The following is a 24545-nucleotide window of genomic DNA, read 5'->3' on the forward strand; positions in this document are numbered from 1 at the left end:
GGATATTTGAGGTCAAAGGAAACCATGGGGTCAGGCGGCATGGTTGAAGCCTTGTCCCGCCATCCACTGGCCCAGCTCGGCGGGCGTTTTCGAGCCGCGCGGGAAGGCGGGCGAGAGGCGGCCGCCGGAGATGACGCGGATGCTGTCCGAGAGGGTGAGGATCTCGTCGAGGTCCTCGGAGATCAGCAGGATCGCGGCACCTGCGTCGCGGGCGGCGATGAGCTGCTCCTGCACGTAGGTGACCGCGCCGATGTCGAGGCCGCGGACCGGCTGGTTGGCGAGGATGATGCGGGGGGCGGCCTCGAGCACGCGGCCGAGGATCAGCTTTTGCATGTTACCGCCTGACAGTAGGCGGATGCGGGTGTCTGGGCCGGGGCAGCGCACGTCATACTTGTCGATGATGGTTTCAGTGGAGGTCCGGGCGTCGCGCCAGTTCATCCAGCCTCGTGTTGCCGTAGTGGCGTAGCTTTCGAGCACCGCGTTTTCGGTGAGGGTGAAATCGGCGATGGTGCCGGTTTTGTGCCGGTCTTCGGGAATGCGGCCGATGCGCCCGTCGAGGGCGGCGCGCGGGGTCCAGTCGGCAACAGGTTCTCCGGCGAGGAGGATGCGGCCTCCGGTGGGGGTCTCCAGCCCCGAGATCAGGTCCGCGAGCGCGCCCTGCCCGTTGCCCGAAACGCCCGCAAGGCCGGTAATCTGGCCCGCGCAAAGCTCGAGGTCCACGGCGGTGAGGCCGGGGCGTTCGCCATGGCGGGCGGTGGAGACCTGCTCCAGCGTCAGGAGGGGCGCGCCGGGGCGGGCCTTGGCGGGTGCGGGGGTGGTGATCTCGGCGCCGACCATCATGGTGGCCAATTGGTGGCGGTCGGTGTCCGTGGTGGCAACTTCTCCGACCAGCTTGCCGTGGCGCAGGACCAGCACGCGGGACGAGATCGCCATCACCTCGTGCAGCTTGTGGCTGATGAAGATCACCGACAGGCCCTGCGCGGTCATCTTGCGCAGCGTCTCGAACAGCGCGTCCGCCTCTTGCGGGGTGAGCACGGCGGTCGGCTCATCGAGGATCAGGACGCGGGCATCGCGGTAGAGCGCCTTGAGGATCTCTACCCGTTGGCGTTCGCCCACCGACAGCGTCGCCACCCGCGCATCGGGATCGACCGCAAGGCCAAAGTCCCGCGCCAGCTGGGCAAGGCGGGCGCGGGCCTCGGCGCGGCCCGAGGACAGCGACAGCAGTGGCCTTGTGCCCAGCAGAACATTGTCGAGCACGGTGAGGTTGCCCGCCAGCGTGAAATGCTGATGCACCATCCCGACGCCCGCCTTCAAAGCGGCTCCCGGCTGGCCGGGGGGCAGGTCGCGGCCCATCACCTGCACGGTGCCCTCATCGGCGGTATAATGGCCGAAGAGGATGTTCATCAGCGTGGTCTTGCCCGCGCCGTTCTCGCCCAGAAGCGCCACGACCTCCCCGCGTGCAAGCGACAGGGATATCCCGTCGTTCGCGGTGAGGTTGCCGAAGCGCTTGGTTATGCCGGAAAGGCGCAGGACGGGCCCCTGCGCCGGGGTCTTGGGTGTCATCAGGAGGACGTGGGCTCGCTGTCGTCGATCTCGACCTCGAACTCGCCGGCCTTGATGGCGGCTTCCTTCTCGGCCACGAGGTCGAGCGCGTCCTGCGGGATCTTGCCATCGAACGAGCCCAAGGGGGCCAGCGACGCGCCGCCTTCCTTCATGAAGCTGTAAAGCCCGTAGTTCGCCGCTTCGAAGTTGCCCGCGTTGATGGCCTCGATGGCCGCGGCCAGCGTCGGGCCGAAGTCCCAGAGCGCCGATGCGACGACCGTGTCGGGGTAATCGGCCTGCGTGTCGATGACGTTGCCAATGGCCAGCACGCCCTTCTCCTGCGCCGCATCCGAGACGCCGAAGCGTTCGGCATAGAGCATGTCCGCGCCGTTCTCGATCATCGCGAAGGCGGTTTCCTTGGCCTTGGGAGGATCAAACCACGATCCGATGAAGCTCACCTGGAATTCCGCCTCGGGCTTCACTTCGCGCACGCCCGCCATAAAGGCATGCATGAGGCGGTTGACCTCGGGGATCGGGAAGCCGCCAACCATGCCGATGTTGCCGGTCTCGGACATGGCACCGGCGATGATGCCCGAAAGGTAGGACGCGTCCTGGATGTAGTTGTCGAAGACCGCGAGGTTCGAATACTCGGGATCGGGCATGAAGGACGAGCCCATGAGGAAGGCGGTGTCGGGGTAATCGAGCACCACCTCGCGGGCTTCCTGCTCAACCCCGAAGATCTCGCCGAGGATCAGCTGCACGCCCTGTTCCGCGTATTCGCGCATGACGCGCGGGTAGTCGGTGTTGGCGGTGTTTTCGGAGTAGGTGTAGGTGATCAGCCCCTCTTCGGCGGCGGCGACGGCGGCCTCGTGAATGCGGCCCGCCCACTGCTGTTCCACCGGCACGGTGTAGATCCCTGCGACCGAGATCGGCTCCTGCGCCATCAGCCGCACGGGCATCAGGCTGGCGGTGGCGGCAAGGCCGGCGCTGCTCATAAGCAGGGCGCGGCGGCTGAGCCCGTCGGTACGGTGGCTGGTCATGGTGGTCCCCCTGTGGCCAATTTTTTACCAATTGGTAAGGGTTTCCTCGCGCCTGGCAAAGAAAATCAGCACTGGCCCCCGTTTGTCCACGAACGGCAGCCGGGTATCCGCACAGGAAACAGGCAGCGTGCCCGGGGGCTTAGCCCGAGGCGTGCCGCCATCCGGCCGAATAGGCGCCGGTGACGTGATGCTCCAGCTGCCGTTCGATGTCGCCCAGCAGAGACGAAGCACCAAATCGGAAGAGATCGGGCCGCAGCCAGCGGTCCCCAAGCTCGTCCTTCATGAGCGACAGGTAGACCAGCGCGTCCTTCGCCTTGGAAATGCCGCCCGCAGGCTTGTAGCCCACCCGGTAGCCGGTCAGCTGGTGGTAGTCGCGGATGGCCCGGATCATGGTCAGGCTGACAGGCAGGGTGGCGTTGACGGATTCCTTGCCGGTGGAGGTCTTGATGAAATCGGCGCCCGCCATCATGCAGACCATGGAGGCCTTGGCGACGTTCTGCAGCGTGCCCAATTCCCCGGTGGCAAGGATGGCCTTGACGTGGGCCTCGCCACAGGCGGCGCGGAAGGCGCGCATCTCGTCATAAAGCCCCTGCCAGTCGCCGGTCAGCACCTTGCGGCGCGAGATCACGATGTCGATCTCGTGGGCGCCTGCCTTGACGCTTTCCTCGATCTCGGCCACGCGCAGGTGGAACGGCGACAGCCCCGCCGGAAAGCCGGTGGACACCGCGGCCACCGGAATGCCGCTGCCCTTCAGCGAAGAGACGGCGGGAGAGATCATGTCGTGGTAGACGCAGACCGCGCCCACGGTCAGCCCCGGCAGCTCCAGGGCCTCGAGCAGGTCCGCCCGTACCGGCTGACGCGCCTTGGCGCAAAGCCGTGCCACGCGCCCCGGTGTGTCGTCGCCTGCAAGGGTAGTGAGGTCGATGCAGGTGATTGCCCGTGCCAGCCACGCTGCCTGGTGGTCCTTCTTGACCGACCGCCGCCCCGGAAGCGCCGCCACCCGCCGCTCGATGGCGGAGCGGTTGGCGGTGCAGCGCATCACCAGATCGAGGTCCAGCGCCATACCTGGATTGCGCGGCTCGGCCACCTGCGGCAGCAGGTGTGAGACGGGGGCAAGCGTGGTGTCGGTCATGGGGCAGGCTCCTGAAGTCGCGCCAAGGCTGGCATGCGCCCCGGGCAGGGGCAAGAGAAACGGCGCGTCAGCGGATGCGGTTGGAAATCCAGCGCATCACCGGGTTCTTCTGGGGCCGCAGCAGCTCGAGATGCAGGATGCGCGGGCGCGGCGCGTCAGACCAGATCAGCTCGGACGCCTCGAAGACGCGCTTGTTGAACTGCGGTGGGAAGACGTAGAACTGGATCTGCGACCGCCACAGCACCTCGCGGAACGACGGCTGGTCGATCCCCATGCCCGAGGCTGCGAAGGTCTCTGCCCAGTCCTCGAAAAACGCCAGCACCCCAGAGGTTTTACGGTACAAAAGCACGCCGGTGTTGATCTCGGGGAAACTGTCGGGAAGGTCCAGTGCGATGGGCTTCTGGTGGCGCTTGCGATGCCACAGGATCACCTGCGTGCCGCACATCTCGTATTTGCGCAGCAGGTCGAACAGGCTCGACAGATCCGCCCGCACCACCGTGTCATTGTCGAGAAACAGCGTTTCGTCAAACGGGCTCTCGCCCAGCACATTGACCTTTGGCCGTTTAAGCCCTTCGGGAATGTAGAACGCCTGGTCGAAGCCCGCGGTGTCATCGCCGTCCTTGCACCAGATCGCGGTCCCAAGGGCGGGGTTCCAGCGCTTTACCGTCGCCGCCGACCGCCGGGCCACCTCCACGTGCTCGCGTCCCCAGGCCACATAGACCACGCCGCGTGTTGTCTTGCCGTCCATCACAGGCTCCTGTTCCATAGCCCTCGGGATACGCCGCCCCGCCGCGCCTGTAAATCCGCTGCCGCCTGCGCGGGCTGACCCCAGGGCGCGCTCCCATCCCACCTGCAAGGCTGCCGGTTGTATCGTGGCACTGCCCCGCCGAGCCAGCTCCGCCCGCGACGCCGTTTTGGCGGGTCTGACCTGCCGGTCATGGCTTTCTCTTGACGCGGCGAACACCCTTGCGGCTTCGTCCATTCCGGGCGCGCACCGTATCTTCTTCTCTTTGAAAATACGCAAGACTCCCGGCGCTGACACGAACCCGGCGCTTGGCAGGCCGCGCCGGCCCCACCAAACTCCCCAGAAAGGAGGAGCCCACATGATTGCCATCATATTCGAAGTCATCCCCGCAGAGGGGTGCAAGGACGAGTATCTCGACATCGCCGCCGCCATGCGCCCCATGGTCCACGAGGTCGAAGGTTTCCTTTCGGTCGAGCGGTTCCAGAGCCTGACCAACCCTGAAAAGCTCCTGTCGATCAGCTTTTTCGAGGACGAGGCGGCGGTGGAGCGCTGGCGCACACTCTCGGCCCACAGGGGGGCTCAGCGGGCCGGGCGCGAGGGGATCTTTGCGGACTATCGGCTCAGAGTCTGCCAGGTTCTGCGCGACTACGGTATGACCGACCGGGCCGAGGCGCCGGGGGACAGCCTCGCCGAACATGGCTGAGAAACGAAAGCGGCGCCCCGCAGGGGGCGCCGTTCTCAAGGCTCGAGGCCCCGGCCAAGCTCGCAACACTGGCCGCGTCAGGACCGCAGCTGGATGTCCGGAAAGCGGGGCCTGAAACCGGCCCCGCTTTCCGGGATCAGATCCCGACCTTGGCAATCGCCTGGGCCAGGACCGGTACGCTGGTCTTGTTCAGGCCGGCGATGTTCAGCCGCGAATCTCCGACCATGTAGATGCCGTGGTCCTTGCGCAACTGGGCCACCTGCTCCGGCGTGGCACCAAGGCGCGAGAACATGCCACGGTGCTGCGCGATGAAATCGAACTTGTCCGAGTTGGTAAGCTGGCGCAACTCGCCGGCCAGTTGCTCGCGCAGGCCCAGCATGGAGTTACGAACCTCTTCCAGCTCGGCGGCCCAGTCGGCGCGCAGTTCGGCATCGTTCAGCACCATCGTCACCAGCCGCGCGCCGTGATCCGGCGGGAAGCTGAAGTTCTGGCGGTTGAGATAGGCCAGAGACTGCTGGTTCAGCTTGGTCCGCGACGTGTTCTTGGACACGGTCATCAGCAGGCCGGTACGCTCGCGGTAGATGCCGAAATTCTTCGAGCAGGACGCCGCGATGATCACCTCGGGCATCTTCTCGGCCACGAGGCGCACGCCGAAGGCGTCCGCGTCCAGCCCGTCGCCGAAGCCCTGGTAGGCGATGTCGATCATCGGCACCGCTTCCTTCTCTAGAAGCAATTCGATCACGGCCTTCCATTGCGCCTGCGTCAGGTTCGCGCCGGTGGGGTTGTGGCAGCAGCCGTGCAGCAGGACGATGTCACCGGGCATGACGGCGGTGAGGTCCGCGATCATGTGGACGAAATCGACGCCGCGCGTTTCACTGTCGAAATAGCGGTAGGGGGTGAAGGGGATCCCCATGTGCTTGAGGATCGACAGGTGGTTCGGCCAGGTGGGGTCGGACACCCAGACGCGCACATCGGGGTTGGCCATCTTGGCCAGATCGAACGCCTGTCGCACCGCGCCCGTGCCGCCCGGCGTTGCCGCCGCGGCCACCGCCTCGCGCGGGACCGTATCGCCCAGAACGAGCTTCACCATGGCATCGGCAAAGCCGGGATCGCCCGCAAGGCCGGTGTAGCTCTTGGTGGTCTCGTCCTCCCACAGCTGTTTCTCGGCGGCCTTGATAGCGCGCATGATGGGGGTATTGCCGCTGGCATCCTTGTAGACGCCGACGCCGAGGTCGATCTTGTCGCTCCGAGGATCCTCCTTGTAGAGCTGCATCAGCTCCAGGATCTTGTCGGCGGGTTGTTCCTTGAGGTTCTCGAACATCAGCTGTCTCCGGTCGCGACGGGAAGGGTGGGGAATTGCCCCCACTCGGTCCAGGATCCGTCATAGAGGGAATGGTCGGCCTTGCCCAAGCGTTCCATGGCAAGGTTGAGGATCGCGGCGGTGACGCCCGATCCGCATGTGGTGATCGCGGGGCGCGACAGGTCCACGCCCGCGGCCCCGAACGTGGCGCGCAATTCGTCCACCGGCTTCATCGTACCATCCGCCTGCAGCAGCGTGCCGAAGGGCACGTTGCGCGATCCCGGAATGTGGCCTGCCCTGAGGCCGGGACGCGGTTCGGGGACCGCGCCGGCAAAGCGCTCGGCGGCGCGGGCGTCGATGATTTCCGTGTCTTTGAGCTTCGAGGCCGAGGACACTTGCGTGACGTCCCGCACCATCTGGTTCTGGCGGCGCACGGTCATGTGGCGGTCGCGGATCACCGGGGGCATGTCTTCGGTCTCGCGCCCCTCGGCCTGCCATTTGGGCAGCCCGCCATCCAGCACGGCGATGTCAAACTGGCCCATGAGCCGGAACAGCCACCACACCCGCGCGGCGGAAAAGATACCGGTGCTGTCGTAGACCACGATCTGGTGGCCGTCACCCACGCCCATGGCGCGGCAGCGGGACATGAACTTCTCGACCGGGGGCACCATGTGCGGCAGCTCCGAGCGCTGGTCGCTGATTTCGTCGATGTCGAAGAAGCGGGCACCGGGGATGTGGGCGGCCTCGTACTCGGCCTTGGGGTCGCGCCCCGAGCCGGGCATGTGCCAGCTGGCATCGAGGATGCGCAGGTCGGGATCCTTCAGGTGCTGCGCCAACCAGTCTGTCGAGACCAGCGTCTTGGGGTCGTCTTGCATCCTGTGGTGTCCTCCCGTGCGATATCGGTCGGACCTTTTCCTATGCCGCGCAGGAACGCTTTACAAGGGCGAGGGCCGATTGGCTGGCGTCTAACGCCGGTTGAACGCCGGTCGGGGGCAGGCCGGGCAGCGGCAATCACCACCCTGACAATCGCGATGGCCGTGCTAGGCTTTGAAAGACCCACGACCACGAAGGATGACCACAGATGGCCGACACCTGCGCGCTTCTCGGCGCTCCGATCGAAACCGGGGCCTCGCAACGGGGCTGCCTCATGGGCCCTGCCAGCCTGCGCACTGCCGGGCTGGACGAAGAGCTTGCCTCGCTCGGCTGGGAGGTGACTGACCTTGGCGATGTGACCATCCCGCCTCAGGCGCCCATGCCGCACGCCAACCCGGCGCTGCACCACCTCGCAGAAACCTCGGCCTGGATCGCGGCACTGGGGGCGCGCGCGCATGAGGCGGGGCAGGTGGCGGATCTGCCGATCTTCATGGGTGGCGATCATTCGCTGTCGGCGGGCACGGTTCCGGCAATGGCCCGCCGGGCGCAGGAGGCGGGCAAGCCGCTCTTCGTGCTCTGGCTTGACGCGCACCCGGACCTGCACACGCTGCACACTTCGCAAAGCGGCAACCTTCACGGCACCCCCGTGGCCTATTTCACCGGGCAGGAGGGCTTTGATGCCTATCCGCCGCTTGTCGTGCCAGTGGACCCGCGAAACGTCTGCATGATGGGCATCAGGTCCGTGGATGCGGCCGAGCGCACCCGCATCCGCGACATCGGGATCGAGGTGCACGACATGCGTTCCATCGACGAGACCGGCGTTCTGGCGCCTCTGCGCGCCTTCCTCGCGCGGGTGAAGGCGGCGGGCGGCATGCTGCACCTGTCCTTCGACGTGGATTTTCTCGAGCCGGGCATCGCCCCCGCCGTGGGCACCACCGTCCCCGGCGGGGCCACCTTCCGCGAGGCGCATCTCATCATGGAAGAGCTCTGCGACAGCGATCTGGTGACTTCGCTCGATCTCGTTGAGCTGAACCCCTTCCTCGACGAGCGGGGCAAGACGGCCAAGCTGCTGTGCGATCTGACGGCGAGCCTGTTCGGGCGGCGGGTCATGGACCGGATGACCAGCAGCTCGTTCTGACAGGCAAGTCCGTCCGGTGCCGGGTCAGCCGGGCTGCCTGATGCGGCGGCCTGCAAGGGCCAGCAGGAACATTCCCGTCAATACCAGAACGATGGTGGGGGCGGGCGCCGCGTCAAGCCAGAAGGCCGCGTAGGTGCCCGTCAGCCCCGCCAAGAGCGCCACCACCACCGAAGCCACCAGCATCGCGCCGAAGCTGCGTACCAGCAGGAAGGCGATGGCCCCCGGCGCAATGAGATAGGCCACCGCGAGGATGATCCCCACCGAGGACAGCATCGCGACCACTGTCGCCGACAGCGCCACCAGCAGCCCGTAGTGGATCAGCCCCACCCGCAGCCCGATCATCCGCGCCTGCACCGGGTCGAACGCATGGGCGAGGATGTCGCGCCAGAAGGCCATCAGCCCCAGCGTCACCGCGCCAGAGATGGCCCCCGCAGTCCAGAGGTCGGCGGATTGCACGCCCAGCATGTCGCCGAACAGGATGTGGTCAAGGTGCAGCGCGCTGTCGATCTGGGTGTAAAGCACGATCCCAACCCCGAACATCCCCGAGAACACGACCCCCATGACGGTGTCGCGCTTGACCCGTGAATTGTCTCCGATGACGCCGGTGGCGAGGGCGCAGACCAGTCCCGCAAGAAATGCGCCAATCAGCAGCGGAATGCCCGCCATGTAGGCCAACACCACCCCCGGCAGCACCGCGTGCGAGGTGGCATCCCCCAGCAGCGCCCAGCCCTTGAGCACCAGAAAACAGCTCAGCAGCGCGGCGGCGGGGGCGATCAGGGTGACGATGAGAAAGCCGTTCTGCATGAACGGGAACTGGAAGGGGATGAGCAGGTCGGTCATGCATCCTCCAGCGCTTCGCGGGCCCGGCGGCGGGCGGCAAGCGTGCCATGGGTCGGGGCGAAGACGAAGGCGGCAAGGAACAGCAGGGTCTGCAGGCAGACGATGATGCCGCCCGTCGCCCCGTCGAGAAAGTAGCTGAGGTACGCCCCCACTGCGCAGCTGAGGGTGCCGATGGCCACCGACAGTGCCAGCATCCGACCGAAGCGGTCGGTGAGCAGGTAGGCCGTCGCCCCCGGCGTCACCACCAGCGCGATGACGAGGAACGCCCCCACGGTCTGCATGGCCGCCACGGTCGAGGCCGACAGCAGCGTGAAGAACAGCAGCTTGAGACGCGTCACCGGCAGCCCGATGGAGCGCGCATGCGCCTCGTCGAAGAAGACCGCCAGCAGGTCGCGCCATTTCGCCAGCAAGAGGGCGGTGGACACGCCGCCGATGATCACCAGCTGCATCGTGTCCCCTGGAGAGATGGCAAGGATGTTGCCCATGGTGATGGTCTGGATCGACACCGCCATGGGGTTGAGCGAGACCATGAACAGCCCCAGCCCGAAGAAGGCCGAGAAGATGAGGCCGATCACCACGTCCTCCTTCAGCCCCGAGCGGCTGCGCAGGAACAGCATCGCCAGCGCCGCGAGGCCCCCCGAGAGGAATGCGCCGAGTGCGAAGGGCAGGCCAAGCATGTAGGCCCCCGCCACCCCCGGCACCACCGAATGCGACAGCGCGTCGCCGATCAGGGACCAGCCCTTGAGCACGAGATAGGCCGACAGGAAGGCGCAGACCCCGCCCACGAGGGCCGAGACCCAGATGGCGTTGGTCATGTAGCCGTAGGCGAAGGGCTCAAACAGGATCATTGCCGAGTTTTCTGGTCGGTCTGGTCGGCGGAGGAGGGCCGTCGGTCGGGGTCATCAGAAACCGGCCGCGCACCGGTCGGAGAGACGGGCCGGTCGGTTGTCGAGGGGGTGGGGTCGGTCATGTCGCCGGTACCGGAAGGCTCGGCTGCACCGTCCGGTCGGGCCGCAAGGCCATCGGTCGGGTCGGAGCTCGTCGCCGAGCCTGCAGTTGCATGAGGCGGTGCCTTGGCGGGCGGCGCGCCGGTTTCATCGATCTTTGCGGCCCGGCCTCGCGGCGCCACCGTGCGCACCCGGTCGTCGTAGACCACCAGCGGGCGCTCGTCGTCCGTATAGATCCCCAGCTGGCGGGGATCCTCGTCGTCGTGGAGGCGCTCACCGCCCAGCATGAAGTGGCGCAGCACACCGCCGAAGGCTTCGCGCAGGTTGTCCGCAGTGAACACATCGGGGGTCGGGCCGTGGGCCAGCACCGTGCCCTTGACCAGCACCACCCGGTCGCAGAATTCCGGCACGGAGCCAAGATTGTGCGTGGCGACCAGCATCACCCGACCTTCATCCCGCAGGGCGCGCAGAAGGGCGATGATCTGCTCTTCGGTCTTCACGTCGACGCCGGTGAAGGGTTCGTCGAGCAGGATCACCTTTGCGTCCTGCGCCAGCGCGCGGGCAAGGAAGACGCGCTTTTTCTGGCCGCCCGAAAGCTCACCGATCTGGCGGTGGCGGAACTCGGTCATGTTGACCCGCGCCAGCGCGCTGGCCACGGCCTCGCGGTCGGCGGCGCGGGGGCGGCGGAAGAGGCCCATGTGGCCATAGCGCCCCATCATCACCACGTCTTCGACAAGCACCGGGAAGGACCAGTCCACCTCTTCGGCCTGCGGGACATAAGCCAGCGCCTGCTGTTTCATCATCTCGGCAACCGGGCGTCCGAGGATCTCGACCGTGCCCTTCGACACCGGCACGAAGCCCATGAGCGCCTTGAACAGCGTTGACTTGCCGGCGCCGTTCACCCCCACGAGGGCGGTGATGGTTCCGGTGGGGATGGCAAAGCTGGCATCGCGCAGGGCGGTGTGACCGTTGCGGTAGGTGACGGTAACTCCTTCTGCGCGGATGCCGGGGGTCATTGCGACAGACCTTTTACGATGGTTTCCGACGTCACCCGCAGCAGGTCGAGATAGGTGGGCACCGGCCCGCCCTCTTCGGACAGGGAGTCGACGTAAAGCACCCCGCCATAGGCCGCGCCGGTTTCCCGCGCGACCTGTTTCGCCGGGCGGTCAGACACAGTGGATTCCGAGAACACCGCCGGGATGTCGTTGTCCCGCACCCCGTCGATCACCGCCCGCACCTGGGATGGGGTGCCCTGCGCGTCGGCGTTGATCGGCCAGAGATACAGCTCGGTCAGGCCGAAATCGCGGGCAAGGTAGGAAAACGCGCCCTCCGATGTCACCAGCCAGCGGCGATCGTCGGGCAGGGCCAGCGCCGCGTCGCGCAGCGGGCCAATGGTGTCCGCGATCTCGGTCTTGTAGCGTTCGGCGTTGGCGGCATAGGTCTCGGCATTGTCCGGATCGACCTCGGTCAGCGCATCGCGGATGTTGTCCACGTAGATTTCGGCTGAGGACAGCGCCATCCAAGCGTGGGGGTTGGGCCTGCCGTCATACTCGCCCCCCGAGATCGAGATCGGCTCGACACCGTCTGACACCACCGCCGAGGGCACACCTTCGAGGTTGCCGAAGAACTGTTCGAACCAGCGTTCGAGGTTCAGCCCGTTCCACAGCACGAGGTCCGCATCCATCGCGCCGACGAGATCGCGGGGGGTGGGCTGGTAGCCGTGGATCTCGGCTCCGGGACGGGTGATCGACACCACCTCTGCCGCGTCGCCGGCCACGTTGCGCGCCATGTCGGCGATCACCGTGAAGGTCGTGGCAACCTTGATGCGGTCCTGCGCGGCGGCAGGTCCGGCGAAAACGCCCGCTGCAAGCAGCGCGGCAAGGATCGTACGACGTGTGTGCATAAGTCCTCCAGTCACCAGATGCATGTAGGAATGATTTGCAACAGTCAAGCCAGTTGCGAATGATTTGCAGGAAAGGGCTTGCGTGGGCGGGGGTTTCGCGCAAGAAAACGGCATGGCGGCGATCGATCAGCGAACAGAGGAACTGACCCAGGCCCTGCGCACCGCGGGCGTGCGGATCACGCGGCAGCGTAAGGCGCTGCTCGAGGTCGTGGCCGGGGCAGAGGATCATCCTGACGCGGTCGAACTGCACCGCCGCGCGGTCGAGAAAATGCCGGGCATTTCGCTGTCCACGGTCTATCGCACCCTTACCGAGCTCGAGGCGCAAGGCGTCATCCAGCGCCTGCAGTTTGAGGGTGAGGCGGCCCGGTTCGAACACACCGAGACCGACCACCACGACCACATGATCGACGTCGAAACCGGCGAGGTGGTGGAGTTCCGCAGCGAACGGATCGAAGCGCTTCAGGCCGAGATCGCCGCTGCCATGGGCTACGAGATCGTGCGCCACCGGCTGGAACTTTATGTGCGCCGCAAGCCCTCGGGGGGATGATCGCGCCGAGGACCGGATGGGCGGGGCACAGGCCGGACGGAACTGCGCGCTCCACGCAGCTCTCCTTCAGGTTACTGCGTTGGGGTGAGCGGGATCAGCACAACCGGATGGCGGCCATGTTGAACGACCTGCATGGCGCCGGGCCGTGGTTGCGGGACGTTACCAAGACCCTCCGCCTCGCAGGCTTGGGGGGCGATGTCGCACAATACAACCGGCCTGCCTGTAAGTTGCCGCAGCCGTCCTGACAGCCCCAGCGGGTGCTGAATGCCCGCGCCCTCTGCCCCGGGGTAGGTCATGATATCGCCGATCACGAAGACAGGCTCTGGCCCGGCACCGATCTGTTGCGCGATTGCACGGGTTTCTGCCTGCCAGCCGCGAAAAAGGCTCCACTGGAAACCCAGCTGCACGAGATAGCTGAGCGTGATGAGAAGGACGGCATTGCGGGCCAGTCGGCCTGCAAGCGTGGGTGTCGTGGACAGGATCTCGGCCGCCCGCACAATGAGGATCGCGTAGATCAGCCACGCGAAGATGAAGGCCCGAGCGGCGATGTAGATGCCGTATTTCAGGGACGGCGCCACTCCGAGTGCAAGGCCGATGGCAAGAGCGGTCACGAGGTAGAGCATCTCGAGGCGGCTGTCGCGGCCATGCCGGGCCATCACGATGATAGACCCGCCCAGCATCGCAACGTGGAACCACACCAGGGGACGGAATTCGTAACTGGTGCGCAGCAGGAACGACGAGAATGTCTGGCCAGCCCGGTCGAGATTGGCCAGCAGGCCGGCCAGACCACGTGCCGGCTCGGGCGCGCGCGACATGTCGGCCACCACCCCGAAAACGCCATGTGCCTGCCAGTTCAGGGCATAGATGCAAAGCAGTGACAGTCCGATGCTCGCGACGAACAGGCCCGCAAGCCCGGCAAGGTTGAGCAGGCTGCGCTTCGGGGTTGCGAGGATACAGGTGATCAGAAGAATGATCGGAAGCGTGGTGTAGGCCATCAGCCCCGCGACCGTAAAGGGCGGCAGCAGCAGCCATATGCTGCGCTGCGGCAGGTAGAGCGCCAGCACCGCGTAGAGCGTCACCACGGCCAGCCCCGGCATCAGCGTGTTGAACCACGGTGCGATCAGCATGGTCGGAGGTGACACCAGCATCGTGAGGGCGGCGACGCCCGCGAACCAGCGTCGATCCGTTCCCGGAAATGCAAGAGCCGCGGTGGCTGCGCATAGCACCGCCCAGCATGCCTGGAAGGCGGCGAAGTTCAGCCACGAGGGGGTGACGATGCCTCGCAGGTGCCACGCATAGTTCAGCCAGCGTCCTTCCGAGAGGGTCTTGCCCCAGAACCCTTCTGGTTCGGCGAACAGCGCAGGAAAATCGTCGTAGCGAACCATTGGGTCCGACAAGTTCCCCGCAGAGGCAATCAGGATTGCGACGAGGCAGATCAGCATGAGGGCTGCGAACCCAACGGGGCGCAAGCAAAGGGCCCGTGACAACCGTGACCGACCGGACAGGGAGGCGCGGTGTATGGTCGAACCAGACTGGCTCATGCGGATGTTCCGATGTTTCTAGCGAACAGGTTGCCAAAACGCCTGCTCAGAACGCACCGCGCCGCGTTTTGCATGGTTTCGCATGGGGGGCGGCAGGAGGCTGCAATCCCGTCAGTTGCCGACATACTGGCGAACCGGGGCCGTTGAACAAACACGTACAATGCCGGGACCTTTCATCCATAAGGCTGCGCTAACCGCACAATCCACCGGGACTGCGTCAGAATTGAGCCGATGCTTTGCTTCAAATTGGAAAATTCACCCTGACAGGCTCACCGCAAAGGGGTATCTGGCGGCTTTCCGCCGCATTGCCCGGATCGTCCGGGGCCGGCCTCAGCATATCGCGGGACCGGGCCGCGCATGACTGGCCGAGGGCGGATCTGAACGGGGTATCGTCCGCTGCCGGGGCAGTGAGCGATGCGCCGAGGCGGCTTCATGCTCTGGTCGCGCCACGTTCCTTGCGCGGGAAACTGCCACGTCTCGGGATCGGAATTTGTCCTTTCCCCGGCGGCACCCAAATGCAGACCAAAGTATGCATGTAGCCAGAGTGGTGCCGATGACCCGTTCGATATTGAACCGACGACAGATGCTTGCCTCCGGCCTTGGTGCCGGGGCGTTCTTCCTGCTGCCCGAGGTGGCGCGGGCCCAACAGCAGATGAGCGAAGAGGGCATGGCCCTCGGCCCCGGTCGCGAGTTTTCCTTCGAAGGGCTTCAGGATCTGGCCAAGGCCTTGGCAGAGGGAGAGTACTTCCCCATGGAGGTGGCCGACGCGGACATCCTCGAACAGGTGGATTACGACTACCACAACCAGATCCGCTACCGTGCTGACCAGACGCTGTGGAACGACGAGAACCGCTCGCCGGTGCAGTTCTTCTTCCCGGGCCGCTATTTCCGGGAGCCGGTCCACATCTACGCGCTGGATGATGGCATCGCCCGCGAGGTGCCGTTTTCGACCGAGCTGTTCGACATCCCCGACGACAACCCGGCCCGCCGTCTGACCCAGACCGAAGGCTTCGCGGGCTTCCGGGTGCAGGACGAACCGGGCGGCAACGACTGGATGGCCTTCCTCGGGGCGTCGTACTGGCGTACCTCGGGCTATTCGGGGCAGTTCGGCCTGTCGGTCCGGGGCCTTGCACTTGATACCGCGATCCCGGACGGTCCCGAGGAATTCCCGCGCTTCACCCGCTTCTGGCTCGATGAGCATGGCACGGGCGAGCTAACCGCCTATGCGCTGTTGGAAAGCCCCAGCGCCACGGGGGCCTACAAGATCTCGTCCCTGCGCGAGGAGCGCGGCGTGCTTCAGGACGTGGAGGCACATGTCTTCCTGCGCAGCGGGGTCGAGCGGCTTGGCCTCGCGCCGCTGACGTCGATGTACTGGTACGGCAAGCCCAATGCCCACGTGGCCGCAGACTGGCGGCCCGAGGTGCATGACAGCGACGGGCTGGAAATCCACATGGCCAGCGGCGAGCGTATCTGGCGCCCGCTCAACAACCCGCCGCGCACCACCGCCAACAGCTTTGTCGCGCCCGGTGTGAAAGGCTTCGGCCTCATGCAGCGCGAGCGCGCGTTCGACGAATATCAGGACGACGGCGTGTTCTACGAAAAACGCGCCTCGGCCTGGATCGAGCCCAGCTACGATTGGGGCGATGGCGCGGTGACGCTGATCGAGCTGCGTACCGATGATGAGATCCACGACAACATCGTCGCCATGTGGACTCCCGACGCGGGTGCCGAACGGGGGGCCGAGCATCACTTCGGCTACCGCCTGACCTGGTTCGAGGACGCACCGGTGCCGCCCAATGCGGCGCGCTTCATCTCCACACGGATGGGGGCAGGCGGCGTTCCCGGCCAGCCGCGCCCCGAAGGCGTGGTCAAGATCGTCTGCGATTTCGACGACATGGGTTTTGCCGGGCTTGGCCGTGACGACGGTATCACCCCGGTGGTCACCACCTCGCGCGGCGAGATCTCGGGCGAGACCGCCTATCCGGTGGTGGGCGAGGATTACTGGCGCGCGATCTTCGATCTCGACTTCTCGGAGATTCCAGAGGACGACGATGATCCCATCGACCTGCGCATGTACGTGGACGTGGATGGCCGCGCGGGGACCGAAACGTGGCTGATGCAGCTCTTCCCCAGCCAGCTGCGCAGCCTTCTGTCGTCAAAAGCCTGAGTGTCCGCGGGGGCCGCCGACATGCCACTGCGGCCCCCGCGCGTCTTCGACCAAAAGGGGCGCGAGGTCTTTTCCGCACCACCCAGCGGAGAATCATTGCAAAACTTCGCGGACTGCTTCATAGAGAGGGGGCTAACGTTCTTCTCTTTCGAAATGCTGCTACCGCTTACCCGGTTTCGGTTGATCGGCTTTGATCGACTTTCGCCGGGCTGCCGCGATTTTGCGGGCAGCATTTACTAAGGAGACACGGATATGGCCAATGGCACCGTGAAATGGTTCAACGCAACCAAAGGCTTCGGCTTCATTCAACCGGAAAGCGGCAGCAAGGACATCTTCCTGCACATCTCCGCTGTTGAGCGCGCTGGCCTCAGCCGCATCGAAGACGGCCAGGCTGTGACCTTCGACATCGAGACCGGCCGTGATGGCCGCGAGTCCGCCAGCAACCTGGCCCTCGCTTGAAGCCGTCGCTGGAAGACCTCCTGAGCGGTGTTCCGGCGCAAGAGGGGAACGGCGGGACACCCCGCGGTTCCTCCACCCAGAAGGCGTCAAAGCCGCTGACCACGCTCGAAAAAACGTCCGCCAACGCCAAGCAGGTGTTGGAGGAGGAAGCCGAGGAGCGCGCCGAGAAGATGGCACGCCTGAAGGCCGCCCGCGAAGCACGGGACAAGACGGCGTAATCGTCCAGTCTCGTCCGTACCGGGCACAGGATACCTTAAAATCCAGACAAGCGCGTACAGCGGTGCCGCCCCTTGCGGGGCGCGCCACTTTCATCGTGCCTGCAGGACCCTCCGCGACGGGCCGAGCCCTGTCGTGTTCCGTATCCGTTCCCCGAAATTGTCTCGAGGAGACAGACATGGGCTATTCGCCCCCCAAGAAGCAGCTGGACCTCAAGGATTTCCTGAGCAAGCCGGCGAAGAAACGATCCGGCGCCAAGGGCTTCGGCTATCGCAAGTTCCCGACGAACCCGGTGAAGCCGGCCACCGAGGCCGATTTCAAGACACCGGACCCCAAAACCGACTGACGGCCTTCGCCCGTCACCAAGGGTGGGCCATCCGGGTCCGCCACACGAACGGTCGGTCCGCGTGACCGACAGCGCCCGCCAGACCGGCGGGTGGCACTGATCTCGGGCCCGGGGCAGGGGCTCCGCCCGAACGATCCGGACGCCTGGCACATCTGCCGGAGCGACCGCCCTGCAATGCGTGGGGCGTGGATCGACAGAACATTGAAAGATATCAGAATGATGGAAATACATTGGGGCGAACCGATCGCCCTTGTCACGCCCGAGGGTGATGACATCGAACGCTTCAGCACGATCGAAAAGGCCCGTTACTGGCTGCGTCGCCGCTGGCCGGTGTCAGGTCGCATGAGGGACCGCGCGCTTGCGCAGGTCGAATCGGCGATGGATTGCATGAGCCCGGTCGAAGATGCGCGCAGCGCCTTCATTCACGCGGCGCGTCAGGCGGGTTTTGCGCCCGCCTGATCCTATCCCAACGTGACCCTTGCCTGAGCCTCAGCTTTGTTTGAGGAGCCGCTGCTTCTGGCGGTTCCAGTCGCGCTTGGCTTCGGTTTCACGCTTGTCGTGGTTCTTCTTACCCTTGGCGATGCCGATCTTCAGCTTCGCTATGCCCTTGTGGTTGAAGTACAGCACCAGCGGCACGAGGGTCATGCCCTTGCGCTGGGTCTCGTTCCACAGGCGGGCAAGCTCCTTCTTCGAGGCCAGTAGCTTGCGGCGGCGGCGTTCCTCGTGACCGAACATGGCGCGCTCGTAGGGCGCGATGTAGCTGTTCACCAGCCACAACTCGCCATTTTCCACCGCGGCATAGCTTTCGGCGACGTTCGAGGTGTTCTCGCGCAGCGACTTCACCTCCGAGCCCGTGAGGATGATCCCGCACTCGAGATCGTCCTCGATCGCGTAATCGAAACGGGCACGCCGGTTTTCGGCGATCACCTTGTAGTTCGGGTCTGTCTTCGGTTTGGCCATTGCGTGCATGTAATGCGGCAGGGGCCGCCTGTCCATATCAGGAAGACGGCAGCACCAGTTCTGCGCATTCGCCGCCACCGTTTTGGGGCGACAGCACCAGCGTACCGCCCATGCGTTCCATGGCCACCGCGACGATGGACAGGCCCAGCCCGCTGCCGTCGCCGGTGCTGGCGGTGCTGCGGTAGAAGCGCTGGGTGACGTGGGCACGGTCCTGCGGCAGGATGCCGGGGCCACGATCCGCGACGCGATAGCGTACCTGTTCGCCGTCCTTATGCAGCGACACGTCCACGCTTGCCCCGGCGGGGGACACCTGTATGGCGTTTTCCACGAGGTTGCGCAGGGCCGCGCGCAGCAGGGTCGGGCTTTGGGTCTGCCAGAGCCCCTCCTGTGCCTGCATTCGGACGCTGACGCCACGCGGCCCGGCCAGCGCGGCAAGGTCGGCCACCACCTCGGACAGCAGCAGCGCGCCGTCTCGGGGGGCGTCGCTGGCGGAGGGGGCGGTTTCCACGGATGTCATCTCGAGCAGCTGTTTCACCATGCGGTCGGTCCGCTGCACCCCGCGGGCAATCTGGTCGAGTGCATGCTGGCGTGTCGGCGCGTCGGGCGCGAGCGAGGCGATCTCGGCCTGCGTCTTCAGCCCTGCCAGAGGCGTCTTGAGCTCATGCGCCGCGAAGGCGGTGAAGCTGCGTTCATGTTCGCGCGCAAGGCCGACACGGCGCAGCAGGGCGTTGAGCGCGCCGACCATGGGGGCCAGCTCGCGCGGCATGTCGGGGGCGCGGATCGGGCTGAGGTCGTCGGCGGGCCGGGCGTGCAGTGCCTCGCCCAGCCGGTCGAGTGGGCGCAGCCCGCGGCCCACGGTCCACCAGATCAGACCGCCCAGCAGCGGCAACAACAGCAGCGCGGGCACCAACAAAGCCAACGTCACGCCGCGCACGAGGTGATCACGCATGGCCTGCGCGTCGCCGACCATGACCCGCACCCCCGACTCTTCGTCGATATGGGTGAAGACGCGCCAGCGCTCGCCTCCGACCTCGTTCTCGCTGAAGCCGGCTGTGCCGTCGGACAGGCTGCCTTCGGGCGCGGCGGCAGACCCGCTGATGAACCGCCCGTCGAGACCCCAGACCTGGCAGGACAGCTGGTGGCGCTTTTCCATCGGATGCGTGCTGCCCAGCGGTACATCGAGAGGGTCGTCCGGTGCGAGCCCGCCCGAGCCCATGAGTGACGCGACCATGCGCGCCGACTCCTCGAGCCTGCGGTCGAGCACGTGGATCACCTCGGCCCGGGTGGCGTGCTGGATCCACAGCACCGCCGTGAGCCAGACAAGTCCCGTGGCGGTCAGCAAAATCAGCAGAAGGCGGCCACGGATCGAGTTCATGTTGCCTCCGGGGCCAGCCGGTAGCCCGCGCCGCGCACGGTCTGGATGAAGGCGCTGCCCAGCTTGGCGCGCAGGTGGTGGATGTGGACCTCGACAGTGTTGCTGCCCACGTCCTCCTGCCAGCCGTAAAGCCGTTCCTCCAGCGCCTGCTTGCCAAGGATCGCGCCGGGGCGTTCCATCAGCGCGGCCAGCACACCGAATTCGCGGCGGGAGAAGGCGATCTCGCGCCCCTCCAGCTGCCCGGTCATGCGCGCCGGATCAACCCTCAGCCCGTTCCAGGCCATGTCACTGACGGCCCGGCCCTGCGCCCGGCGCAGCAGGGCGCGCAGGCGGGCGGACAGTTCGGGCAGCTCGAAGGGTTTGCCAAGGTAGTCGTCCGCCCCAGCGTCCAGCCCCGCCACCCTGTCACCCAGCCCGTCGCGGGCGGTGAGCATCAGCACCGGCAGATCGCTGCCCCGGTCTCGCAGGTCGCGCAGCAGATCGAGCCCCGATCCGTCGGGCAGCATGAGGTCGAGCACCATCGCCTCGAAGCGGTCCGCCCCGAGCGCGTGACCCGCATCGGCGCAGGTGGCGACCGCCTCGGGCGAAAAGCCCTGCAGCCGCAGTCCGACGGTCAGCCCGTCCGACAGCACCTCGTCATCCTCGACGATCAGCACCCGCATGACGGCCTCAGCTGCCCCGGTAGGTGGAATAGCCGTAGGCCGACAGCAGCAACGGCACGTGGTAATGCGCCTCGGGGTCGGCCATGCCGAAGCGCAGCGGGATCTGGTCCAGGAACAGCGGATCGTCCCCCGATTGCCCTGTATCGCGCAGGTAATCCCCGGCGAAGAACACCAGCTCATAGGTGCCGGTGGCGAAACCGGCGGTGGGCAGGATCGGGCTGTCGGTGCGGCCATCGTCGTTGGTGACGGTCTCGGCGATCTTCTCGCGCGTGTCGCCGTCGATGGCATAGAGCGCGATCTTCACCCCTTTGGCGGGCACCCCCTTGGCGGTGTCGAGCACATGGGTGGTCAGGTAGCCTTCGGCCATTTCTCTTGCTCCTTTTCGCGGCAGTGCTGATAAAAGCGCCGATCTTGAAGTGCTTTGCGGTTCCACCCCGACTAGAGCGCGATTATCCGAATAAGACAACGACCCCAAGAGGCAGGAGCGGACAATGCATCGTTATCCCCGCAACATGATCGGCCACGGCCCGAACCGTCCGGACGCAGGCTGGCCGGGCGGCGCGAAGATCGCGGTGCAGTTCGTGCTGAACTACGAAGAGGGCGGCGAGAACAACGTCCTGCACGGGGATGCCGCCTCCGAGGCGTTCCTGTCGGACATTCCCGGCGCGGCGCAATGGCCCGGTCAGCGCCACTGGAACATGGAATCGATCTATGAATACGGCGCGCGGGCCGGGTTCTGGCGGCTGCATCGCCTGTTCACCGGGCGCGGCATTCCTCTGACCATCTACGGCGTCGCCACCGCGCTGGCCCGCAACCCCGAGCAGGTGGAGGCGATGAAGGAAGCCGGCTGGGAGATCGCCAGCCACGGTTACAAGTGGGTCGAACACAAGGACATGCCCGAGGCGGACGAACGGCAGGCCATCGCTGACGCCATCGCCCTGCACACCGAGGTCGTGGGCCAGGCCCCTCGCGGCTGGTACACCGGGCGCTGTTCCGAGAACACCGTGCGGCTGGTCGCGGAGACCGGCCAGTTCGACTACATCTCGGACACCTATGACGACGATCTGCCCTACTGGCTCGAGCACGGGGGCAAGGATCACCTCATCATCCCCTACACGCTCGAGGCCAACGACATGCGCTTCTCGGTCAGCCCCGGCTGGATCGAGGGCGAGCAGTTCTTCACCTACCTGAAAGACACGTTCGATATCCTCTATGCCGAAGGGCAGCAGGGGAAGGCGGCAATGATGTCGATCGGTCTGCACAACCGCCTGATTGGGCGGCCGGGTAAGATTGCCGGGCTGATGCGGTTCCTCGATTATATCGCAGGGTTTGACGGCGTGTGGTGCCCCCGCCGCATCGAGATCGCGCAGCACTGGGCCGCCGCCCATCCCCCGGTCCGCAAGGACCGCCCGAGCCTGATGGACAAGGACGCCTTCATAGATCGGTTCAGGGACGTGGTGGAGCATTCCCCGTGGGTGCCCGAACGCGCTTGGGCGCTGGAGCTAGGGGCGGCCCACGACACCCCCGCGGGGCTGGCCAACGCCTTTGCCCGCATCCTGCGCCGCGCCTCGCGCGAGGAGCGGATGGCCGTGCTGCGCGCCCACCCGGACCTCGCGGGAAAACTTGCGGCGGCGAAGCAGCTGACCCCGGGCAGCAGCGACGAACAGGCGAGTGCGGGGCTCGACGCGCTTACCGATGAGGAGAGAGACCGCTTTACGCAGCTCAACACTGCCTATATGGACAAGCACGAATTCCCCTTCATCATTGCCGTGCGCGATCACGACAAGGCCGGAATCCTCGCGGCGTTCGAACGCCGGATCGAGAACGACACCGAAACCGAGTTTCTCGAAGCCTGTCGTCAGGTCGAACGGATCGCACGTCTGCGGCTGGAGACCATGCTTTGAAACACGACCCAATCGTCACCTATGCCTTCCCTCCCGGCGGCCTGCCCGGCCAGTCCGGCAACCCCGAAGGCTCTGCGATTTTCAGCGATGCCTACGCGGTGATCCCGTCCAACGTGATGCGCGACATCGTCACCTCGTTCCTGCCCGGCTGGGTGGGAACGCGGGCCTGGATTCTCGCGCGGCCCCTGTCGGGCTTTGCCGAAACCTTCGCGCAATACGCGGTGGAACTGGCGCCCGGCGGCGGCAGCAACGAACCCGAACCGGACCATGATGCGCAGGCGGTGATCTTCGTCGCCCATGGCGAGGCGAAGCTGACACTCGGGCGCGACACCTATGATCTGCGGGCGGGCAGCTATGCCTATCTTCCGGCAAGCTCGGTCTGGACGCTGTGGAACCACGGTGACGTGCCCTGCGGCTTCCATTGGGTGCGCAAGCGCTGGACACCGGCGCCGGGCATCAAGCCGCCAGAGGCCATCGTCACCCACGAAACCGACGTGACCCGTGTTGCCATGCCCGATTGCGACGGTGTCTGGGCCACGCAGCGCTTTGCCGACCCGCTCGACATCCGGCACGACATGCACGTGAACATCGTGAACATCGAAAGCGCCGGGCGCATTCCCTTCGCGGAAACCCACGTGATGGAACACGGCCTTTACGTGCTGTCGGGCTCTGCGCGCTATCTGCTCAACAAGGACTGGGTCAACGTTGGCCCCGGCGATTTCATGTGGCTGCGCGCCTTCTGCCCGCAGGCCTGCATCGCCACGGGGGACGAAACCTTCCGCTACCTGCTTTACAAGGACGTGAACCGCCATCCGCTCCTGACCCTCGGCGGCGGCGCATGAGCGCTGCCGTCCATGCCGCCCCTCTGACCGCCGCAGGCTTCGCGCCCTATGGCAACGTGCTCGAGCTGGCCGGGGAGGCGGACAAGATCATCAATCAGGGCCTTTGCGGGCGGTTCCACGACCGTGCGGCGCTGGATTTCGGCCCCGAGGGGCGGGCGGGCATCAGCCTGTTCGATGCAGAGCCGAGGGCGCTGCCCTACCGGCTTGAACTGGTCGAACGCCACCCCGAGGGGAGCCAGGCCTTCATACCCATGCACCGGAACCCGTGGCTGGTGATCGTCGCGGGCGCTGGTGACGTGCCAGGCGAGATCCGCGCCTTCCTTGCCGGGCCGGGGCAGGGGATCAACTTCCATCGCGGCACGTGGCATGGGGTGCTGACGCCCCTGCATGCGCCGGGGATGTTCGCGGTGGTGGACCGTATCGGCGACACGCCGAACTTGGAGGAATACTGGCTGCCCGAGCCGGTGACCGTCACCGCCTGAAGGAAGACAGTGCATCCGCCGCCCGAGCGCGGATTTTGCAACCACGACCTGAAGGCTGGTCTTGCAAAAATGCGGCACGCGCCGGGCGCTCAGGTCCCAACGCGTGCCTTCGGAAGACGGACGACGGGTCAGAGCCGCCGCCTCCCGGTCCCTGTCGGACCTCGGTATGTCTCAGTCGCGGCGCCAGAAGGTTCCGCCGTTGCCGCGATGGCCCCAGCCCTGACCGAAGGTGCCGTCCCCGCGGTTGCCCCGGCCAAAGTTCCCCTGACCAAAATTCCCACGGCCATCCTGCCAGCGCGGGTCAAAATTGCGGCCCCAGCCCGGGTGGCGGCGGTTGCCGATCCGGAACCCCTCGCTTTGCAGGCAGCGCAGGCTGAGAGCCTTCTCCTCATATTTGCCGTTGCGGATCTTGAATTCGCAGCGGTCGGGAAGCCGCGCACCGCGCCAGTTGACCTGCTTGAGGCACCGGTTCGATACCGCGAAGCGTTCTCGTCCGCCGCGCAGCTCGACCACGCAGTGACGGGGCAGCACAAGGCTCAGTTCCCGGCGCTTGTCGTAATCCCGGCGCGGATCGACGACACGGGGCACGCTGTCCACCCGCCGTACGCCAGCCAGCCCGCCGTCGTGATCCCGGAGCTTCTGGCCGATGATGGCGGCGGCGACGCTGGTGCCGAGCGCGTGGGCAATATCAGTGTCATCGGCCTTTGCCGGGGCGGCGGCAAAGCCGGTGATGGTGACGGATACGGCAAGAACGATGGCGATGAACCTGGCGGACATGGGCGGTCTCCTTCGTGGACTGGCGGTCGGGTCCGGCATTGTGCAGCGGGTGGCGGCAGCGACGGACGTGTTGCAGATATACTCCTCCAGCGGCCGGGTTCAGG

Annotated in this window: 26 protein-coding genes and 1 pseudogene; 11 read left to right on the top strand and 16 right to left on the bottom strand. The window is 66.0% G+C overall.

The features are described from left to right. Positions 1–30: 30 nt before the first annotated feature. The 4 genes from IEX41_RS06140 to IEX41_RS06155 all read right to left on the bottom strand — a co-directional run bounded on the left by IEX41_RS06140 (position 31) and on the right by IEX41_RS06155 (position 4462). Positions 31–1563 carry an ABC transporter ATP-binding protein gene (locus IEX41_RS06140; RefSeq protein WP_188789363.1) on the bottom strand — a complete coding sequence of 511 codons (1533 nt, stop codon included), beginning with the start codon at positions 1561–1563 and terminating at the stop codon, positions 31–33. Continuing rightward, entirely contained in the window at positions 1563–2582 is a 1020-nt protein-coding gene (locus tag IEX41_RS06145) for a BMP family protein (protein WP_188789364.1), read from the bottom strand. The genes IEX41_RS06140 and IEX41_RS06145 overlap by 1 nt, the downstream gene beginning before the upstream one ends. Before the next feature lie 139 nt (positions 2583–2721). Beyond that, positions 2722–3714 carry a deoxyribose-phosphate aldolase gene (deoC, locus tag IEX41_RS06150; protein ID WP_188789365.1) on the bottom strand — a complete coding sequence of 331 codons (993 nt, stop codon included), beginning with the start codon at positions 3712–3714 and terminating at the stop codon, positions 2722–2724. A 67-nt stretch (positions 3715–3781) separates the two neighbouring features. Further along, positions 3782–4462 (bottom strand): putative nucleotide-diphospho-sugar transferase, encoded by a 681-nt coding sequence (locus IEX41_RS06155; RefSeq protein ID WP_188789366.1) that lies wholly within the window; start codon positions 4460–4462, stop codon positions 3782–3784. A 355-nt stretch (positions 4463–4817) separates the two neighbouring features. On the opposite strand from IEX41_RS06155, the gene IEX41_RS06160 reads away from it, so the two are divergent. Continuing rightward, a complete protein-coding gene (locus IEX41_RS06160) occupies positions 4818–5162 on the top strand; it encodes an antibiotic biosynthesis monooxygenase family protein (protein ID WP_188789367.1) in 345 nt (114 codons plus the stop codon). A 136-nt stretch (positions 5163–5298) separates the two neighbouring features. On the opposite strand, the gene IEX41_RS06165 is transcribed toward IEX41_RS06160, so the two are convergent. Further along, complete coding sequence (locus IEX41_RS06165) at positions 5299–6483, bottom strand: amino acid aminotransferase (protein WP_188789368.1); 1185 nt, start codon at positions 6481–6483, stop codon at positions 5299–5301. After that, positions 6483–7337: a 3-mercaptopyruvate sulfurtransferase gene (sseA, locus tag IEX41_RS06170; RefSeq protein WP_188789369.1), complete on the bottom strand. Its 855-nt coding sequence runs from the start codon at positions 7335–7337 to the stop codon at positions 6483–6485. The genes IEX41_RS06165 and sseA overlap by 1 nt, the downstream gene beginning before the upstream one ends. Positions 7338–7543: 206 nt before the next feature. Here sseA and rocF point away from each other — a divergent pair, with 206 nt between their 5' ends. Then, positions 7544–8473: an arginase gene (rocF, locus tag IEX41_RS06175; RefSeq protein WP_188789370.1), complete on the top strand. Its 930-nt coding sequence runs from the start codon at positions 7544–7546 to the stop codon at positions 8471–8473. Between the two features lie 24 nt (positions 8474–8497). Here the strand turns inward: rocF and IEX41_RS06180 are convergent, their stop codons facing one another. The 4 genes and pseudogenes from IEX41_RS06180 to IEX41_RS06195 form a co-directional block, all read right to left on the bottom strand. Next, positions 8498–9313, bottom strand: coding sequence for a metal ABC transporter permease (locus tag IEX41_RS06180; protein WP_188789371.1), 816 nt, complete (start codon positions 9311–9313; stop codon positions 8498–8500). Continuing rightward, positions 9310–10161, bottom strand: a complete 852-nt coding sequence (locus IEX41_RS06185) for a metal ABC transporter permease (protein WP_188789372.1) — start codon at positions 10159–10161, stop codon at positions 9310–9312. The genes IEX41_RS06180 and IEX41_RS06185 overlap by 4 nt, the downstream gene beginning before the upstream one ends. 281 nt (positions 10162–10442) lie before the next feature. Beyond that, positions 10443–11276: pseudogene (locus tag IEX41_RS06190) on the bottom strand (manganese/iron ABC transporter ATP-binding protein); the annotation flags it as partial. Further along, the gene (locus IEX41_RS06195) at positions 11273–12163 is read right to left on the bottom strand and encodes a metal ABC transporter substrate-binding protein (RefSeq protein ID WP_188789373.1); all 891 of its coding nucleotides are present in this window, start codon (positions 12161–12163) and stop codon (positions 11273–11275) included. The pseudogene IEX41_RS06190 and the gene IEX41_RS06195, both read right to left, overlap by 4 nt. 112 nt (positions 12164–12275) lie before the next feature. On the opposite strand from IEX41_RS06195, the gene IEX41_RS06200 reads away from it, so the two are divergent. Further along, positions 12276–12710, top strand: a complete 435-nt coding sequence (locus tag IEX41_RS06200) for a Fur family transcriptional regulator (protein WP_188789374.1) — start codon at positions 12276–12278, stop codon at positions 12708–12710. Between the two features lie 71 nt (positions 12711–12781). Here IEX41_RS06200 and IEX41_RS06205 read toward each other — a convergent pair whose 3' ends face one another. After that, a complete protein-coding gene (locus tag IEX41_RS06205) occupies positions 12782–14152 on the bottom strand; it encodes a hypothetical protein (protein ID WP_188789375.1) in 1371 nt (456 codons plus the stop codon). 652 nt (positions 14153–14804) lie between these two features. Between IEX41_RS06205 and IEX41_RS06210 the strand changes: the two genes are divergently transcribed. From IEX41_RS06210 to IEX41_RS06230, 5 genes are all read left to right on the top strand, one after another. Beyond that, positions 14805–16418, top strand: a complete 1614-nt coding sequence (locus IEX41_RS06210; RefSeq protein WP_188789376.1) for an OpgD/OpgG family glucan biosynthesis protein — start codon at positions 14805–14807, stop codon at positions 16416–16418. A gap of 252 nt (positions 16419–16670) precedes the next feature. Continuing rightward, positions 16671–16877, top strand: a complete 207-nt coding sequence (locus tag IEX41_RS06215; protein WP_188789377.1) for a cold-shock protein — start codon at positions 16671–16673, stop codon at positions 16875–16877. Then, on the top strand, positions 16874–17095 hold the full coding sequence (locus tag IEX41_RS06220) for a hypothetical protein (protein WP_188789378.1): 222 nt from the start codon (positions 16874–16876) through the stop codon (positions 17093–17095). Before IEX41_RS06215 ends, IEX41_RS06220 begins: the two co-directional genes overlap by 4 nt. Positions 17096–17271: 176 nt before the next feature. Continuing rightward, a complete protein-coding gene (locus IEX41_RS06225; RefSeq protein ID WP_188789379.1) occupies positions 17272–17439 on the top strand; it encodes a hypothetical protein in 168 nt (55 codons plus the stop codon). 216 nt (positions 17440–17655) lie between these two features. Then, the gene (locus IEX41_RS06230) at positions 17656–17898 is read left to right on the top strand and encodes a DUF982 domain-containing protein (protein ID WP_188789380.1); all 243 of its coding nucleotides are present in this window, start codon (positions 17656–17658) and stop codon (positions 17896–17898) included. A gap of 30 nt (positions 17899–17928) precedes the next feature. On the opposite strand, the gene smpB is transcribed toward IEX41_RS06230, so the two are convergent. From smpB to uraH, 4 genes are read right to left on the bottom strand one after another with little or no spacing between them, the layout of a single operon-like run. Further along, positions 17929–18399 carry an SsrA-binding protein SmpB gene (gene smpB, locus IEX41_RS06235; RefSeq protein WP_188789381.1) on the bottom strand — a complete coding sequence of 157 codons (471 nt, stop codon included), beginning with the start codon at positions 18397–18399 and terminating at the stop codon, positions 17929–17931. Positions 18400–18436: 37 nt separating this feature from the next. Beyond that, entirely contained in the window at positions 18437–19774 is a 1338-nt protein-coding gene (locus tag IEX41_RS06240) for a sensor histidine kinase (RefSeq protein ID WP_188789382.1), read from the bottom strand. Beyond that, entirely contained in the window at positions 19771–20436 is a 666-nt protein-coding gene (locus tag IEX41_RS06245) for a response regulator (RefSeq protein WP_188789383.1), read from the bottom strand. Before IEX41_RS06245 ends, IEX41_RS06240 begins: the two co-directional genes overlap by 4 nt. Before the next feature lie 7 nt (positions 20437–20443). Further along, positions 20444–20803 (bottom strand): hydroxyisourate hydrolase, encoded by a 360-nt coding sequence (gene uraH / locus IEX41_RS06250; protein ID WP_188789384.1) that lies wholly within the window; start codon positions 20801–20803, stop codon positions 20444–20446. A 124-nt stretch (positions 20804–20927) separates the two neighbouring features. Here uraH and puuE point away from each other — a divergent pair, with 124 nt between their 5' ends. The 3 genes from puuE to IEX41_RS06265 are packed head-to-tail and all read left to right on the top strand — an operon-like array spanning position 20928 to position 23664. After that, positions 20928–22340 (top strand): allantoinase PuuE, encoded by a 1413-nt coding sequence (gene puuE, locus IEX41_RS06255; protein WP_188789385.1) that lies wholly within the window; start codon positions 20928–20930, stop codon positions 22338–22340. Then, a complete protein-coding gene (locus tag IEX41_RS06260) occupies positions 22337–23182 on the top strand; it encodes a bifunctional allantoicase/(S)-ureidoglycine aminohydrolase (RefSeq protein WP_188789386.1) in 846 nt (281 codons plus the stop codon). The genes puuE and IEX41_RS06260 overlap by 4 nt, the downstream gene beginning before the upstream one ends. After that, a complete protein-coding gene (locus tag IEX41_RS06265) occupies positions 23179–23664 on the top strand; it encodes an ureidoglycolate lyase (RefSeq protein WP_188789387.1) in 486 nt (161 codons plus the stop codon). Before IEX41_RS06260 ends, IEX41_RS06265 begins: the two co-directional genes overlap by 4 nt. Before the next feature lie 171 nt (positions 23665–23835). On the opposite strand, the gene IEX41_RS06270 is transcribed toward IEX41_RS06265, so the two are convergent. After that, positions 23836–24441 carry a hypothetical protein gene (locus IEX41_RS06270; protein ID WP_188789388.1) on the bottom strand — a complete coding sequence of 202 codons (606 nt, stop codon included), beginning with the start codon at positions 24439–24441 and terminating at the stop codon, positions 23836–23838. Positions 24442–24545: the final 104 nt, after the last annotated feature.

Origin of the sequence: Salipiger pallidus (genome assembly GCF_014643635.1) — a bacterium.
GTDB lineage: Bacteria > Pseudomonadota > Alphaproteobacteria > Rhodobacterales > Rhodobacteraceae > Salipiger > Salipiger pallidus.

Excerpts from the sequence above, each read along its gene's own strand:
- IEX41_RS06140 (WP_188789363.1), bottom strand. The coding sequence starts at position 1,563 with ATGACACCCAAGACCCCGGCGCAGGGGCCCGTCCTGCGCCTTTCCGGC.
- IEX41_RS06145 (WP_188789364.1), bottom strand. The coding sequence starts at position 2,582 with ATGACCAGCCACCGTACCGACGGGCTCAGCCGCCGCGCCCTGCTTATG.
- deoC (WP_188789365.1), bottom strand. The coding sequence starts at position 3,714 with ATGACCGACACCACGCTTGCCCCCGTCTCACACCTGCTGCCGCAGGTG.
- IEX41_RS06155 (WP_188789366.1), bottom strand. The coding sequence starts at position 4,462 with ATGGACGGCAAGACAACACGCGGCGTGGTCTATGTGGCCTGGGGACGC.
- IEX41_RS06160 (WP_188789367.1), top strand. The coding sequence starts at position 4,818 with ATGATTGCCATCATATTCGAAGTCATCCCCGCAGAGGGGTGCAAGGAC.
- IEX41_RS06165 (WP_188789368.1), bottom strand. The coding sequence starts at position 6,483 with ATGTTCGAGAACCTCAAGGAACAACCCGCCGACAAGATCCTGGAGCTG.
- sseA (WP_188789369.1), bottom strand. The coding sequence starts at position 7,337 with ATGCAAGACGACCCCAAGACGCTGGTCTCGACAGACTGGTTGGCGCAG.
- rocF (WP_188789370.1), top strand. The coding sequence starts at position 7,544 with ATGGCCGACACCTGCGCGCTTCTCGGCGCTCCGATCGAAACCGGGGCC.
- IEX41_RS06180 (WP_188789371.1), bottom strand. The coding sequence starts at position 9,313 with ATGACCGACCTGCTCATCCCCTTCCAGTTCCCGTTCATGCAGAACGGC.
- IEX41_RS06185 (WP_188789372.1), bottom strand. The coding sequence starts at position 10,161 with ATGATCCTGTTTGAGCCCTTCGCCTACGGCTACATGACCAACGCCATC.
- IEX41_RS06195 (WP_188789373.1), bottom strand. The coding sequence starts at position 12,163 with ATGCACACACGTCGTACGATCCTTGCCGCGCTGCTTGCAGCGGGCGTT.
- IEX41_RS06200 (WP_188789374.1), top strand. The coding sequence starts at position 12,276 with ATGGCGGCGATCGATCAGCGAACAGAGGAACTGACCCAGGCCCTGCGC.
- IEX41_RS06205 (WP_188789375.1), bottom strand. The coding sequence starts at position 14,152 with ATGCTGATCTGCCTCGTCGCAATCCTGATTGCCTCTGCGGGGAACTTG.
- IEX41_RS06210 (WP_188789376.1), top strand. The coding sequence starts at position 14,805 with ATGACCCGTTCGATATTGAACCGACGACAGATGCTTGCCTCCGGCCTT.
- IEX41_RS06215 (WP_188789377.1), top strand. The coding sequence starts at position 16,671 with ATGGCCAATGGCACCGTGAAATGGTTCAACGCAACCAAAGGCTTCGGC.
- IEX41_RS06225 (WP_188789379.1), top strand. The coding sequence starts at position 17,272 with ATGGGCTATTCGCCCCCCAAGAAGCAGCTGGACCTCAAGGATTTCCTG.
- IEX41_RS06230 (WP_188789380.1), top strand. The coding sequence starts at position 17,656 with ATGATGGAAATACATTGGGGCGAACCGATCGCCCTTGTCACGCCCGAG.
- smpB (WP_188789381.1), bottom strand. The coding sequence starts at position 18,399 with ATGGCCAAACCGAAGACAGACCCGAACTACAAGGTGATCGCCGAAAAC.
- IEX41_RS06240 (WP_188789382.1), bottom strand. The coding sequence starts at position 19,774 with ATGAACTCGATCCGTGGCCGCCTTCTGCTGATTTTGCTGACCGCCACG.
- IEX41_RS06245 (WP_188789383.1), bottom strand. The coding sequence starts at position 20,436 with ATGCGGGTGCTGATCGTCGAGGATGACGAGGTGCTGTCGGACGGGCTG.
- uraH (WP_188789384.1), bottom strand. The coding sequence starts at position 20,803 with ATGGCCGAAGGCTACCTGACCACCCATGTGCTCGACACCGCCAAGGGG.
- puuE (WP_188789385.1), top strand. The coding sequence starts at position 20,928 with ATGCATCGTTATCCCCGCAACATGATCGGCCACGGCCCGAACCGTCCG.
- IEX41_RS06265 (WP_188789387.1), top strand. The coding sequence starts at position 23,179 with ATGAGCGCTGCCGTCCATGCCGCCCCTCTGACCGCCGCAGGCTTCGCG.
- IEX41_RS06270 (WP_188789388.1), bottom strand. The coding sequence starts at position 24,441 with ATGTCCGCCAGGTTCATCGCCATCGTTCTTGCCGTATCCGTCACCATC.